Below are 14,817 nucleotides of genomic sequence, written 5' to 3' on the forward strand. Positions count from 1 at the left end.
CTTTACTTTTATTTCTCTTGACTTGGAGTGAACTCCTGGTTGTATAATCACATTTGATACAGACAGAGAAAACAGACTAGGGAGATAGGAGATTCTTATTCGCAATGAATGCAAACAAAAAATCGAATTTCATTCGCCAAGCCTTGCTGCTCGGGTTATTCTCGACGCTAGGCCCGTTTACGATTGATATGTATCTGCCGGCGTTCCCGGAAATTGTGGAACAGCTCGGCTCGTCAGCTTCGCTTGTTCAGTTCAGTCTCACAGCCTGCCTGCTGGGGCTTGGCATCGGCCAGCTTGTGATGGGTTCGCTAAGCGATGTCTATGGCAGACGTATTCCGCTGCTTATCTCGATGGTCTTTTATGTGGCATCCTCACTCGCTTGCGCATTCTCGCCGAATATCGTTCTTTTGATTCTATTCCGCTTTATTCAAGGCGCTGCCGCTTCGGCAGGCATTGTTATTTCCCGCGCGATCGTACGCGATTTGTACAGCGGTCACGAGCTCACCCGATTTTTCTCGCTGCTCTTGCTCGTCGGTAATTTGGGACCTCTCGTGGCTCCCGTTGCCGGAAGCGGGGTATTATCGGTTACCTCCTGGATTGGCGTCTTTATCTTCCTGGCGGTGCTTGGCATCTACCTGCTTTCCGTGACCAAATGGAGCCTGAAAGAAACGCTGCCGGTCGACCGCCGCAGCCCTTCGAATTTCGGGCAGCAGCTGCGCAACTATGGTTCGCTGTTGCGGGACCGCCAGTTTGTCGGTTATATGCTGGCGCAAGGCATTATGATCGCAGGGGTCTTTGCGTATGTATCCGGAACGCCGTTTATTTACCAAAATATTTACGGAGTATCGCCAACCGTATTTGCTCTTCTGTTCGGATCGAACGGGGTCAGCCTGATCATCGGCTCCCAAATCGTCGGACGTCTGGCGCATCGCGTATCTGAGCGCAGCTTGCTGTTATTTGGTCTGTGTCTTGCCTTATTGGCAAGCATGATCGTTGTAGTGGTCACTCTTGTTCATGGACCGCTATTCACGCTTGTTATTCCGCTGTTTATCTTCGTAGCTTCGATTGGCATTACCTCAACGGCAGCATTCCCGCTTGCCATGGAGAGTCAGGCTAATCAGGCGGGCAGCGCGGCTGCGCTGCTTGGCGTTATTCCTTTCCTGCTGGGAGCGGTTGTCGCTCCGCTGGTTGGCATCGCCGGTGAAGATACGGCGGTTCCGCTGGGGATTATTATATTAATCACAAGCATTGCGGCCATGCTCGCGTACTTCCTGCTCGTCAGAGGAGGAACGAGTGCGCCTAAGCTAAACACGGTAGGACAAAAAGCCGTATAAAAGCCAAGCATTCATCCCGATCTTGATTGATCGGGATTTTTATATGCTAACCAGATAGGATTTGACTATAATCGCTGCGTACTATAGTCTGATATAACGATGAAACAGCAAAAGGGAGATACAAATGCCTTCAATTATTACAAAGCCGTTCGATAAGGAAATACAAGATCTGTTAGGCGGGTTAAGCTCGGGTTATCATGCCGGAGAATTGAGCCGGAAGGAGCCGTCGGAATTACCGGAAGAGATTTATTTGATTGAGAACGATGAAGAAATGGTTGGATACGCAGTCGTGCGGGAATACGCGCAAGGTAACCAATTGATTCAGAAGGCGGAGAAGGATTATTTTCACCCGGATGAACGGTACCTGGAGAAGGATTTCTATATTGATATCAAGAACGAGACGAACTTTATATTTATCGAAGCCTTGGATGTGCTGAAGGAGCATGAAGGAAAAGGGTATGCGGCGTACTTCATGAATTGGCTGAAAGCGAAATACCCGAATAAAAAGATGTATGTCTATTCGCTCGATAAATCGCAAAACTTTTGGTTCAAACAGCAGTTCGAAGTCGTGGGGAGTACGGTTTGGATGACCTACAACTAAAGGATTGACATAAAAACAAAGCCCCACCATCGGTGGGGCTTTGTTTATGAAGGGTTAGGAGAATAATCGCATTTGAAATTCGAGAACTCTGCTTGAGAGTTACGACCTTGGGCATAAAGCCCGATAATAACGCCTGTAAATCCACCGGCGACTTCCGATGAGAGGTACTTCGTCTGTGCCGATCCCAAGTCAATCAACCCGCCGTCCGTAAAGAGATGGAAGCTGTAGCGGGAATGGCTAGCTTTGATGAGCAGTGACGCATGATTAATTTGCTTCAAATTCACATCGTGCACAATGGTTTTAATATCGCCGATATTCAGGCGCTGAATCACTTTGTACCCGTCTTCGGTCTTACGGATGGCGAAGTCATAATGATGATTTTCATCCATATAGAGAGTAAGGCCTGCTTCGCCGCCGGTTAGGGAAACATTGCAGGAGATATCCGCGATAAAGTCCTTTTGACGAATACCGATAAAGGTCGGGGAGTCCGCCTGATCCAGGGATATTTCCGTACCTTTAAGCGTTAACTTGTTCCGTTCAAGCAGATAGTTTCCTGGCTCCGGGGTGCGGAGATAACACCACTCTTTGCTCCAGTCCGTATTTTCAAACGTGAAGCTAGTTTTCTCGGTTTGCACAATCCGATCCGGAATTAACGCGGTGTCAAAGCTGCTCAGCGTAGTGCCGTTATGGCCGGCCGTAAACCAGCCATCCACTCCGAAGGTAACCGGCGTAAGGAACACTTCCCGTCCAAGATGGTGATAAGCAAGCCATTGGCCGCTTTGTCGGAAGCCCAGATGAAGCATCCACCAATTTCCTTCAGGATCCTGAATCAGGTCCCCATGACCCACAGCCTGTACTTCATAGCCGCCTAAATCGCGATTGGTCAGGACCGGATTGAGGGGATAAGCCTCAAAAGGACCATGCAAGGATTCGCTTCGCGCGTAAGTAACCATATGTCCGAATTCGGTGCCGCCCTCGGCCGCTACCAGATAGTATAGTCCGTTAATATTGTACATATGGGGAGCCTCAAGGAAACGGCCTCCCGTACCTTGCCAAATCGTACGGCTCGGAGTCAGCTTGCGTCCGGTTGAAATGTCGATTTGACATTGCACGATCCCGCCTGCTCCGAAATCATCGGCTCCGTTGCTCATGAAATAGGCTTTTCCGTCTTCGAAAAATAAATCCGGGTCAATGCCGCCTTGATCGACATAGACCGGTTCGGACCATTCGCCGTAAATGTCATCCGTCCATACATAGAAGTTTTGACGGGTAGTGTCGTTGGTCGTTGTCATGTAGAAGCGTCCGTTATGGTTGCGGATCGTAGGGGCGAAGACGCCGCCGGAGCTATTCACTTTTTCGAGCTGGATCTGGCTTTTTCTGGTCAGGCAATGGCCGATTTGATGCCAGTTCACGAGATCCTTGCTCTCGAACAGCGGGACGCCGGGGAAATACTGCATGGAGCTGCACACCAGATAATAAGTGTCTCCAGCCTTGCACACGCTTGGGTCGGGATAAAAGCCTTTAATAACCGGGTTGTTGAATTTCATACCGCTACCTCTAATTCATCAAATGTTGGTTATGGCGCCAATAAGGAAATTAAACAACATAAGCGCCAAGCGTTCAATGGTGTAAGAGGGAGGCGGCGAACTATTTTGGATGAATTCATATTTATATGAATTTAATTTACACGTCTTCGGGATAAACGCGGATCACGATGTCCTTATCGTGATTGCCAAAGCCCGCGCCATACAGCGTCAGTCCGCCAACGTTAGGACTGGATTCGTCTACCGTAAAACGAAGCGTCCAAAACGGCTCCGCCAGACGAAGATCGGCAATGGAAACATCAGACATTCGTTCGTTATCCATAAAGGTGCCTTCCTTATCCACGCGAATCGTCTTCCATAGCCCGTATTGATTCACGTTGCGGTGCCACCAATCCGGCGTATACCTGCCGCGCGCGGCCCTCCCGAAATCGGCCGGACTTGTCCAGGTCCCGAGGTCTATTCCGTTAAAAGCGAAGGCAATATCGGAAGGCCAATAATCGCTGAGACCGGGTGCTTCCGAAGCGATTTCCATGGAAATTTCCAAGACGCTGACGACTTGTTCCGGCTGCAAATAGTTAGGCGTTTTGTATTCCACGTATCCTTTCCCAAACCAGAGAATAGAGGCATTTACCCGTTCCGGATCGAGAAAATAACGGGGATCGTCCCAGACGCCGATCTCCATCTCCCGCGTTCCAAGCCCGCAGGTCGGATAGACCTCAAAGGCGGTATAATGGCCGACCGGGATGGATTGCTCTCTGAATGGCCGGGGCTTGCTGGCGAAGGGCAATTCAATCTCGATATGCCTTTCCGTCAGGAAGCATAGTTTATGGGTACCGCCGTTCCGGCGAACTCTTCGGCTGCCGATCAGTCCGGCTTGTTCAAGCTTGCGGATGTGCATCGATATGATGGAAGGGCTAAGCTGCATGCGGCCGGCAATATCTTTCGTGTTCATTTCCTCTTCGGCGAGCAGCTCCATAATTCCCCACCTGACCTCGCTTGCCAGCGCTTCGTATAAGGGCAGGAAATGTTTATCTCCGTTTGCTTTGATCATTGTATGACTCCTACGCTCTTTATAGCTTGCCATGTTTCCTTCACCATAAAGGAATTTTTGCTTTTAAACAAGCCGCCCGTATACCCACTATAGATTTCATTGCCTTCCATGCAAAATACCAGTTTGTGACATCGGAACCAAATGAGGATGAGCCTGGGAAACTTGGATATAATAACGCGGTCGCAAATCAATTTAAGGGAGGATTTCTACAAATGGCTGCACATTTAGGCGCTCACGAAACCATGGAGATTCATGAAATTTTAACCTCGGCTATCAACGGCATTAACCACTTTCAACTCTATCGTTCCATGGTTACGGATCAACAATTATCGCAAATTCTAGACCGCCACGCTCAAATGATGATGAGCGAGTACCAAACGGCCGTACAGTCTTTAAATCAGCAAGGCTCGGGGCAAATGACACCGTATAGAACGATGGAAAATCAAACGCCAAAATACGGTCTGGATCATCCGGCGCCGCAAAGCCCGAATCTTACAGGCAGCACGTTTGACGACCGCGCCATCGCGACCGCAATGCTGCTCTGTCATAAGAATTCGGCAGCGAAAAAAATGATGGCTGCCTTGGAATGCGCGGATCCGCAGGTTCGCCGCATGCTTCAGCAAGGCTCCGTAAATTGTGCCGAGCAAGCTTACGAGGTATGGCAATACATGAATCGCATGGGCTATTATCAAGTGCCAACGATGAAGGAAGAGACGACCAATACGATTCTTCAGACGTATCAGCCTGCGGCGAACGCCATGAGCCAACCGATTAACGAAACGTTTCCATTCCGTCAATAACAACCTGAAGAACAGTGCCAGCCGGTCCCGATTTACAGGGAGCCGGCTTTTTTATTCTTAAGGAGCTTAAAGGAACTTTTTGTAATTAGGCGAATATGTAAGTAAATTATTCCTCATGCCTATCAGGCTCAGAAGTATAGCATCCGTAAGATCACTTCAGGATGGGACGTGATTAGCTTGCATCTGCCGATTCATAAGAGGTTATTCCGCAATAGAAGCCATGCGCTCCAAACCATGATTGTCTCCAATCTTTTTATTCTTCTTATCCCTCTCGCGATGGGCGTATTTCTGTACGCGAAGGTTGAGAACAGCCTCGAGAAAAGCACGAATCGGTCCAATGAAGCGATGCTGGAGCAGCTGAGGCTCACGCTCGACAATAAATTGTCGGAAGTGGATCTGCTCGCCCGTCAGGTCGTCTTTGATCCCAAGCTGGATTACATGCTGAAGATACAGGGACATCCAAGCAGCGCGGACCGGTATCAGTTCGTCGAATTCATGCGGGACAAGCTGGCTCGGTACCGAAATATGACCAGCAGCTTTATCTTTGATTATTTCGTTTATTTCTCTCGAAGCGATACGATCATTAAATCCGATCAGCTTACGGATTCGCATACGTTTTACGAAACAAATTATACCTTTAAAGATCAATCCTACGAGCAGTGGAAAACCGGAATGCTGGAAAGCACGCATCAATCGGCCTACCTGCCGGTTGCTTCGCTCTCCCGCGGGTTAAATCCGCTCGCCAGTCTCGAGGTTATTCCGGGCGATGTCATCGTGTACGAACAGACGCTGCCCGTCAGCTCGCCGTCGGATCATCTGGGGAACTTTATCGTTCTGATCGATGTGAACGAGATCAAAGCCATGTTCGCCCAGCTTGAATCGGCAAGCAACAGCGACATCTATATTCTCGATAACGAAGGACAGACGATAATGAGCACCGGCTCTGCGTTGTTCCCCGCGGATCTGCTTAAGCGAATGGATCAGACCAATGCCCCTTTCGCTTACAAGATGGGTGGAGTGGATCAGATGGTATCGTTCGTCAGCTCTCAGAAAGCGAGCTTCCGTTATGTATCGATTACCCCGAACAATGTGTTCATGAAGCAGGTGAATCAGATTCAAAGCTGGTCGCTTGGATTATTTCTCTTATGCCTGATCGCCGGCCTGCTTGCCGTCATAGTGGGGGTATACCGCAGCTATAAGCCGCTGCATGCCACCATACATGCGATTATGCGCGGCAAAGCCATAAACGGACGCTCCTTCTACAATGAATACGAGTTCATAAGGCAGACGTTTGAGGGATCCATCCACGAAGAAAAGCATTTGCGGAACACGCTGACCAGGCAGACACCGTTCATTCGCGAGAATTACTTGTCCCGCCTGCTTCACGGCTATATGGATGTGGATTTGTCCTCCGAGAGCGAAGAGTCCCTGCATTTCATGAATTTGAATTTTATTAGCGACCGGTTTGCCGTTTTTCTTGTGAAAATCGAGGATGTGCATCTTTTCTCCGATGAGGATGAAGAGAAATGGGCAAGAGCCAGATTCGTGGTATCCAACATTGGAATCGATCTGATCGTCTCTCCGCAGAAGGGATATGTCGTGGAGCTCGAACGGGACCGGCTTGCTTTCCTGATTAATCTGGATAAGGAGCGAAGGAGCGAGGAAGCCGTCATTTGCGATATCGTGCAGTCCCTTTACGAGATACTTTCGAAGAAATTCAGAATCGGAGTGACGATCGCAACCGGAGGCATCCACGAAGGTCCGAAAGCAATCCGGAATTCGTATCCGGAAGCATTGGCCGCTTTGGAATACAGGCTGATTTTGGGCAAAAACGCCATTATTTATTTCCAGGATCTTGCCAGCACCAAGCAGCATTATTACTATCCGCTTGAAAGCGAGATTCAGCTGACGAATTTCGTGAGAAGCGGGGATACCGACAATGCCGGGAAGCTGCTGGACAAAATCTACGAAATGAATTTCTCGTCCAGCCATTTCACCCCGGAGATGGGAAAATGTTTGTTTTTCAATATTATCAGCACCTTCCTTAAGATCATGAATTCGGCCAATATGAATCAGCTGGAGGAGCTTGGCGAGGACTTTGATCCGATAAAAGCTGTGTTTACCTATACAACGGCAGAGGGAATGCAACGCAAGACGAAGGAGTTGTATGACACGCTTACCAGGTCATTCAACGTGGAACGATCCGATCACCGCACTCAGCTGCTTCAGGATATTCTCGATTACGTAGAGCAGATGCTTGGCGATTCGAATCTGGGGCTTGCGATGATCGCCGAGCATTTCCGGATGACCCCGCCGTATATCTCAACGTTCTTTAAGAAAAATCAAGGCCAGAACTTGATCGATTACATTACCCAGAAGCGGATGAAGGCCGCTAAGCAGCTGATGGACAACAAGGATCTGACGATCGCCCAAATCGCGCAGCTGGTCGGTTACAACAATGACGTAGTCTTTATCCGGGGCTTCAAGAAGCTGGAGGGGATTACGCCCGGTAAGTACCGGGAGACCATTGTACCGGATGCCATTAGCTTCAGTGAATAGCAAGGCAGTCTCCATGAGGCTGTCTTTTTCATTTCAAATCGAGAACTGACCGGTTTTAAGGTTGAACTGACTTGTTTTTTGCATGTGCCGAAATCTTATGAAAAGGTAGCGCAGATGAAAAGTAGAGCATAGGCGCATCCTGGCCTCCGAACGTACACTTGGAATCGTAAGCGCTTGCAAGATGATGACCACTAATTCAGGGGGAGTGTTCACACGCATGAACAAAACTTTAAAATGGTCCGGCAGTATTTTGACCGTATCGGCTTTAGCTGTATCGCTTGCGGCATGCAGCAGCGGGAATAACGGGAGCAAGGGGAACGTCGAGCAGCAGACAAGCGAAGCGGAAACGGCAGGCAGCAAGGAGACGCAGACGCCAAAGCTTAGTCAGCTAACTTATTGGGTGGCGAATCATGCCGCAGCCGCAGCGCAAATGAAAACCTACGCGGAAATGGGCATGTATCAGGAGAGGGAGAAGGAATCGGGCGTAAAGGTTGAATTCCAGCACCCGCCGCTCGACCCTGCGCAAGCGAAGGAGCAGTTTAACCTCATGATCGTGTCCAGCAAGCTTCCGGATGTAATCGAGTACAACTGGAACGATTATCTGGGCGGTCCGGAGAAAGCGATTCAGGATAAGAAAATCATCAAGCTTAACGAGCTTATCGATCAATACGCGCCTAATCTGAAGAAGCTGCTAGACGAGCATCCGGACTGGAAGAAGCAAATCACGACGGATAACGGCAGTATCTATGCCTTCCCGTTCCTCCGCGGCGACGATAAAGTAAGGGTGTTCTTCGGACCTGCGATCCGCCAGGATTGGCTCGATAAGCTGGGCCTCGGCAAACCGGAAACCATTGACGACTGGTACAACGTTTTGAAAGCCTTTAAGGAGAAGGATCCCAACGGCAATGGGCAGGCGGACGAAATTCCGCTTTATTTGGACAAAGACCTGCTGAATGTGGACGCACCGTTCCTAGGCGCATGGGGAATCAACAACAGCTTCTACCAGGATAACGGTACCGTCAAGTTTGGCCCGATTCAGCCGGAATTTAAACAGTTCCTGGAGACGATGAACAAGTGGTATAAGGAAGGGCTGCTGGACAAAGATTTCGCCGCGCCCAATGCGAAGCTGCTGGACAATAAAATGACAACGAATCTGCTTGGCGCCACGGCTACCTATAACGGCGGGGGAATTGGCAAATATGCCGGTCTCATGAAGGACAAAGATCCTGGCTTCAAGCTTGTCGCGGCTCCTTATCCGGTATTGAATCCGGGCGACACGGCGATTTGGGGACAGAAGGATTTTGCCTTTAACGGGATTGGCGCCGCGATTACAACAAGCGATAAAAATCCGATCGAAACCGTTAAATGGCTCGATTACGCCTACGGCGAGCAAGGCGAATTGCTGTTCAACTACGGTATTGAGGGCGAAAGTTATACCATGCAGGACGGCAGAGCTGTCCTGAAGCCTGAATTGTTGACTCCGCCTAACGGGGTTAGCAGCCAGCAAGCCATTGCCAAGTATAACCGTGCCACATGGAGTGCGCCGTTTGTGCTCAGCGACAACTTCCAATTGCAATATCTCGCGCTTCCGCAGCAGAAGGATGCCCTTGAGATCTGGTCCAAGCCGACGGTTGAGCGCAAGATGCCGCTTGTGACGCCAACGCAGGACGAGAGCAGCAAGTTCGCCTCCATTATGACGGATATTAATACCTACAAGGACGAGATGCTGTTGAAATTTATTATGGGCGTGGAGCCTATCGATCAATTCGACAACTACGTGAAGAAGATTAAGAGCATGGGAATCGACGATGCCGTCCAAATTCAGCAGGCTGCGCTCGAACGCTTCTCGAAGCGCTAATCGGATCATCGGCTGGGCGGGGGCGAACGATCTCGTCTCCACCAGCGCGATGGCAACACCTTGAACAGAGAGGAAGGAAGGATCGATGTCCAGAAACGCCGGAAATCCAGCTTTGCTGCGCACGATAAAATCGGATATGAAGCGGCATTGGGGCGTCTATTTGATGGCGCTTCCCGTAGTTGCTTACTATATTATTTTCCATTATGGGCCCATGTACGGCTTGCAGATCGCGTTCAAGGACTTTCAGCCCTCCGAAGGGATATGGGGCAGCGCATGGGTAGGATTCGAGCATTTCCAAAACTTCTTTAACGGGATCTACTTTTGGCGATTAATCAAAAATACCATTCTGCTTAATGCCTACGAGCTGCTATTTGGATTTCCGGCTGCGATCATTTTGGCGCTGCTGCTGAATGAGATCCGGAAGAGCTCATTTAAGCGGATTGTGCAGTCCATTTCATACTTGCCGCATTTCATATCGATTGTTGTAGTAGCGGGAATGATGGTCGATTTTCTTAGCCGAACCGGTCTCGTAAACCAGCTTCTCGGATCCTTTGGCGCCCAGCCGATCGACTTTCTCATGGAGGAGGGCTGGTTCCGGTTCTTGTACGTTTCCTCGGGGATCTGGCAAGGCGTGGGCTGGGGATCGATTATTTATCTGGCCGCGATTTCAGGAATTGACCCAACCTTGTATGAAGCCGCGCGAATCGACGGAGCGGGGCGCTGGAGACAAACGCTAAATGTGACGCTGCCCGGGATTATGCCTACGATTGTTATTTTGCTGATTCTGCAAATGGGCAATATGATGTCCGTCGGCAGCGAGAAGGTGCTCCTGCTCTACAACCCGCTTACCTATTCGACGGCGGATGTGATCTCCACCTACGTTTACCGTAAAGGGGTATTGGAAGCCAGCTACAGCTTTACCGCCGCGGTAGGTTTGTTTAATTCCGTGATCAGCTTCATCCTGATCGTGGCAGCCAATAAAATCAGCAAACGGTTCAGCGAAACCAAATTGTGGTGATAGAGGAGAGCGGCTATGAGAAGAACGATGGGAGAGAGGGTATTCGGCTGGATTAATGTCATTCTGATGATTGGTCTTTGCGTGGTGACGCTTTATCCGTTTCTGTATGTATTGTTCGCTTCGTTCAGCGATGCAACGGCGTTTCTGCAGAACCGCGGCCTGCTGCTGGCGCCTGCGGGATTTGACTTAAGCGCCTATAAGGCGGTTTTTCGCAACCCGATGATGATGAAGGGGTACGAGAATACGCTGCTCTACGTGCTGCTCGGAACGGCGATTAACCTCGTCATGACCGCTATAGGCGCTTACGTGCTGTCCCGGCCGAATTTATATTTCCGGCATTTTCTGATGTTCCTTATCGTATTAACGATGGTCTTTCACGGTGGATTGATTCCGAGTTATTTGCTCGTTAACAAGCTTGGCATGATGAATACGATGTGGGCGCTGCTGATTCCCGTCGCGATCAATACGTATAACCTGATTATCATGCGAACTTCGTTCCAGACCATACCGGCGAGCCTGGAGGAATCGGCCAGAATGGACGGGGCGGGGGAATGGACGATTTTGTTCCGGATTGTCATTCCGCTGTCCATGCCCGTCATCGCCGTCATGATTTTATGGTACGCGGTTGGCCATTGGAACTCTTATTTCAATGCGCTCGTGTATTTGCGCGACACCCAGAAGTATCCGCTTCAGCTCGTGCTACGCGACATTCTGATCGCCAACAGCACGGATTCGATGATGACCGGTGCGGCCAGCGATGATAAGTACGCCATCGGAGAGACCATCAAATATTCCACGATAATCGTTTCGACGTTGCCGATTATTTGCTTGTACCCGTTCCTGCAAAAGTACTTCGTTAAAGGCGTTATGATCGGGGCGATCAAAGGATAGGAGGAAGTCCTGTGACAACCGTGACGTACGATAAAGCGCCATGCGGCTGGAACGAAGCCTTGCCGCTTGGCAACGGGCATTTTGGCGGAATGGTCTATTACGAGGATGAGTGCATGACCGTGGCGCTTAACCATTACGAGGTGTATTACCGCAAGCTTCACCGTTACAGCACGGCTTTTCGGCAAGGGGAAGGACCAAATTTCCGTTTGCAGTATGGCCGGACGTTTCAAGAGCTGCGGGAGCATGCGCGGGAAATGTACCGCAGCCCTTCAGAAGAACCGCTTTTTCTGTATGGCGATGCCCTAAGCGACAGCAGCATGTACCGCAAATACGGCAAGCTGCCCGGGGGGAACTCCCATTACCCGACCGGTGAGATTATGATCTATCCATCTGCGGAACTGAAGGATCCGGAGCATTACGAGCTGCAGCTTGACGTGATCAAGGCGGAAGTCCGGCTGCGAATCAGGAAGGAGGACAAGAAGCTGGAGGTTGCTACGATAGCAGCCGAGGATGGCGATTTCATTGTCACGGATATCAGGCAAACGGACACCGATCTGCTAAGCGAAATCGAACTTGCGCTGCCGTTAAGAAGATATGCGGATATTGAAGCGTCCTACCATTCGCATGATGATACAACCTTTTACTATATAGGCTCCTTCTACCCGGATGGGGAAGACAAGGAAAGCCATCCTCCCTTTTCCTTTGTTGTTATGACAAAACTGCTTGGCGCGAAAGGAACAGCGGTAAATAGCACCGGCTCCATCCGAATTCGGTTAGAGGATGCCGAGGATAACCTGACTTTGCTGACGACGGTTGTAACGGAAGCGCAAGCAGACCACCCGCTGCAGGCCGCATTTGAGCGCATGCGGCAATCCGTTTCCGAATTAGCCGCGATAAGGGAACGTCATCAATCCTATTGGAGGAGCTTCTGGAGACGTTCATCCGTTACGCTTCCCGATAAGCTGCTTGAGGATTTGTACAGGATCAACCTGTATGCCCTTTCCTGCAGCAGCGGCCGGGGAGGGTCAATGCCCGAGCAGGCTTGCGGATTAAATGGTCTGTGGGATATCAAACAACCGACCAAGTGGGGCAGCATGTGGTATTGGGATGTCAACATTCAAGCTGCTTTTTGGCCGCTGTATACGGCTAATCACTTGGAGCTGGCCAGCCTTTTTAATGAAGGACTGCTCTCGTATGCCGGCAGCGCCGAACGAATGGCGAAGCAATTCTATGGATTGGACGGGATAGCCGCGGACTATCCGCATGCGTTGTATTACAGCATTTGGCCTTGGTGCGCGCAGTTTTTATGGAATTATTACCGGTACAGCATGGACGAGACGTTTCTGAGGGAGAAGGCTTATCCGCTGATCCGAAAGATCGCCCGATTTTTCGAAGGCTTATTGTTATTTGATCCCGGGAGCGGATTGTATAACGTATTCCCGGATATTTCGCCGGAGCAAGGACCTCTTACGCGTAATTCCACCTGTACGCTGGCATCCGTCAATTATTTATTCCGCATGGCAATAGAAGCAAGCATGCTGCTAGGCGAGCCGGAGGAGGAGCGCAGCAAATGGGAGGAACTAGCGGGGAAGCTGGCTCCTTATCCCGGCGCGGAATCAACGCGTTACGGGCACATTTGGCTCGATTCCGAATGGGCGCCGCCCGATCTTCCTTTGCGGCATCCGTCGCTATTAATGCCTATCTATCCGATTGGAGAAATCGATAGAAAATCCAAGCCGCCGCTCCGGAGGCAGGCGGAAAATACGCTTCGTTATGCGGGAGAGAATACGGAATTCGGCATGTTCCAGTTCGGCTGGCTGTCCTGCGCGGCTTCCCGGTTGGGCAAGGGAGATGATGCGCTTAGGATTCTGTATGAACAGGGAATCGACCTGTCGCTTCGTTGCAACGGGTTGTTCGCGGAGGAGACGGAAAGGTGGATGAATTATTGCAATATTACCAACGAACCGTTGTACCACCCGTTTATGATGGAAGCTTCCGGCGAGCTTGTCGCTGCCGTAAACGAGATGCTGCTGCAAAGCTATGACGGCGTAATCGAGGCATTCCCGGCGGTTCCGGAAGGAACCATGGAGCCGGAACGGACAAAGGGAGGATACAACCATCAATTAGAAGAGCGTTCCTATGGTAAATGGAAGGACTGCTCATTCCGGGGCTTGCTTGCGGTCGGCGGCTTTGAAGTGAGTGCCAGACGTAAGGAAGGACGAACGGAATGGGTTCATATACGAAGCCTTGCCGGCTGCAGGGTAATGCTGCGGAATCCTTTTTATGATGAAGAGAACGAGAACGTTAAGGTATGGAATTTGTCCGGATGCTCCTTACGGATGAAGAAGTATGCTTGGGATGAAGGATGCCTGGTTTTCGATACGGTTCAAGGCGGTGATTATCTCGTTTATGCGAATTTTGCGGAAGGTAGTTTACAATCCGATTGGCCGTTGGCTCATGCGAGGGGGATCAAGGATGACAATATCGTCAGTCGACCGCATGTTCATGAAGCGCACACAAGGCGGCGCGTATTTCTGGGGAAGAACCGGGATACGGAGCATTACCGGCTGATCGATCACTTTACCTTCGATTATTACGCGGGAAACAGCAGGGTATCGAGGCTTGCGGCGTATCGGCTCGATTTCGGCGTCAAGGAAGAGCTGCCGGGCAAAAATTATTCGGAAGTCCTGCCCCGCCAGATCCATGTTGAAGGGGTGCTTGGTCAGGCATTCCGCAAAATATCACCGGATACGCTCTTTACGGCATGCAGCGGGATTGGCTGGGAGCGGCCGGATGAGCTTGCAGCTCTCGACCGTGGAGCCCCCGACCTGCTTCGGCGGGATTTCATTGGCGGAGCAAGCGAAGCGGTATTTAGGATCGAGCTGCCCAAAGGCCGATACGACCTGCTCCTGGTAACCGGAGATGAAGCGGCCCCTTCCTGCACGGAGCTTGAAATCCCCGGACAGCTGAAGTGGAAGCCGGAGAAACCGCTCGCAGCAGGGGAATACGCAACGGAAATAATTCCGATTACGCAAAAAAAGGATGGCTGCGCATCGCTGCGGTTCCGTTCCTGCGAAGGGCTGCCGTGGCGGGTTAATCTGCTGATTATCAATCGAAATTACGCGTATTTGTAAAAGACAATCCCGATAAGAGGAGGTCAT

At 50.5% G+C, this 14,817-nt stretch carries 10 protein-coding genes; 8 read left to right on the plus strand and 2 right to left on the minus strand.

Annotated elements, in window-relative coordinates; all coding sequences use genetic code 11:
* Window positions 1-104: 104 nt before the first annotated feature.
* Complete coding sequence (locus FHT67_RS10125; RefSeq protein WP_167197801.1) at window positions 105-1,334, plus strand: multidrug effflux MFS transporter; 1,230 nt, start codon at window positions 105-107, stop codon at window positions 1,332-1,334.
* A 124-nt stretch (window positions 1,335-1,458) separates the two neighbouring features.
* Complete coding sequence (locus tag FHT67_RS10130) at window positions 1,459-1,935, plus strand: GNAT family N-acetyltransferase (RefSeq protein ID WP_167197804.1); 477 nt, start codon at window positions 1,459-1,461, stop codon at window positions 1,933-1,935.
* Window positions 1,936-1,979: 44 nt separating this feature from the next.
* Here FHT67_RS10130 and FHT67_RS10135 read toward each other — a convergent pair whose 3' ends face one another.
* Window positions 1,980-3,482 (minus strand): glycoside hydrolase family 43 protein, encoded by a 1,503-nt coding sequence (locus FHT67_RS10135; RefSeq protein WP_132305971.1) that lies wholly within the window; start codon window positions 3,480-3,482, stop codon window positions 1,980-1,982.
* A 136-nt stretch (window positions 3,483-3,618) separates the two neighbouring features.
* On the minus strand, window positions 3,619-4,530 hold the full coding sequence (locus FHT67_RS10140) for an ArsR/SmtB family transcription factor (RefSeq protein WP_167197807.1): 912 nt from the start codon (window positions 4,528-4,530) through the stop codon (window positions 3,619-3,621).
* 212 nt (window positions 4,531-4,742) lie between these two features.
* On the opposite strand from FHT67_RS10140, the gene FHT67_RS10145 reads away from it, so the two are divergent.
* The 6 genes from FHT67_RS10145 to FHT67_RS10170 all read left to right on the plus strand — a co-directional run bounded on the left by FHT67_RS10145 (window position 4,743) and on the right by FHT67_RS10170 (window position 14,790).
* Window positions 4,743-5,330 carry a spore coat protein gene (locus FHT67_RS10145; RefSeq protein WP_132305967.1) on the plus strand — a complete coding sequence of 196 codons (588 nt, stop codon included), beginning with the start codon at window positions 4,743-4,745 and terminating at the stop codon, window positions 5,328-5,330.
* A 168-nt stretch (window positions 5,331-5,498) separates the two neighbouring features.
* Window positions 5,499-7,889: a helix-turn-helix domain-containing protein gene (locus FHT67_RS10150; RefSeq protein ID WP_167197810.1), complete on the plus strand. Its 2,391-nt coding sequence runs from the start codon at window positions 5,499-5,501 to the stop codon at window positions 7,887-7,889.
* A 217-nt stretch (window positions 7,890-8,106) separates the two neighbouring features.
* Window positions 8,107-9,747, plus strand: a complete 1,641-nt coding sequence (locus FHT67_RS10155) for a type 2 periplasmic-binding domain-containing protein (RefSeq protein WP_167197812.1) — start codon at window positions 8,107-8,109, stop codon at window positions 9,745-9,747.
* Between the two features lie 85 nt (window positions 9,748-9,832).
* Window positions 9,833-10,765, plus strand: coding sequence for an ABC transporter permease (locus FHT67_RS10160; protein WP_167197815.1), 933 nt, complete (start codon window positions 9,833-9,835; stop codon window positions 10,763-10,765).
* Between the two features lie 15 nt (window positions 10,766-10,780).
* On the plus strand, window positions 10,781-11,656 hold the full coding sequence (locus FHT67_RS10165) for a carbohydrate ABC transporter permease (protein ID WP_132305959.1): 876 nt from the start codon (window positions 10,781-10,783) through the stop codon (window positions 11,654-11,656).
* A gap of 11 nt (window positions 11,657-11,667) precedes the next feature.
* Complete coding sequence (locus tag FHT67_RS10170) at window positions 11,668-14,790, plus strand: glycosyl hydrolase family 95 catalytic domain-containing protein (protein WP_167197818.1); 3,123 nt, start codon at window positions 11,668-11,670, stop codon at window positions 14,788-14,790.
* Window positions 14,791-14,817 lie beyond the last annotated feature (27 nt).

Origin of the sequence: Paenibacillus sp. BK720, assembly GCF_011761545.1 — a bacterium.
Classification (GTDB): Bacteria; Bacillota; Bacilli; order Paenibacillales; family Paenibacillaceae; genus Pristimantibacillus.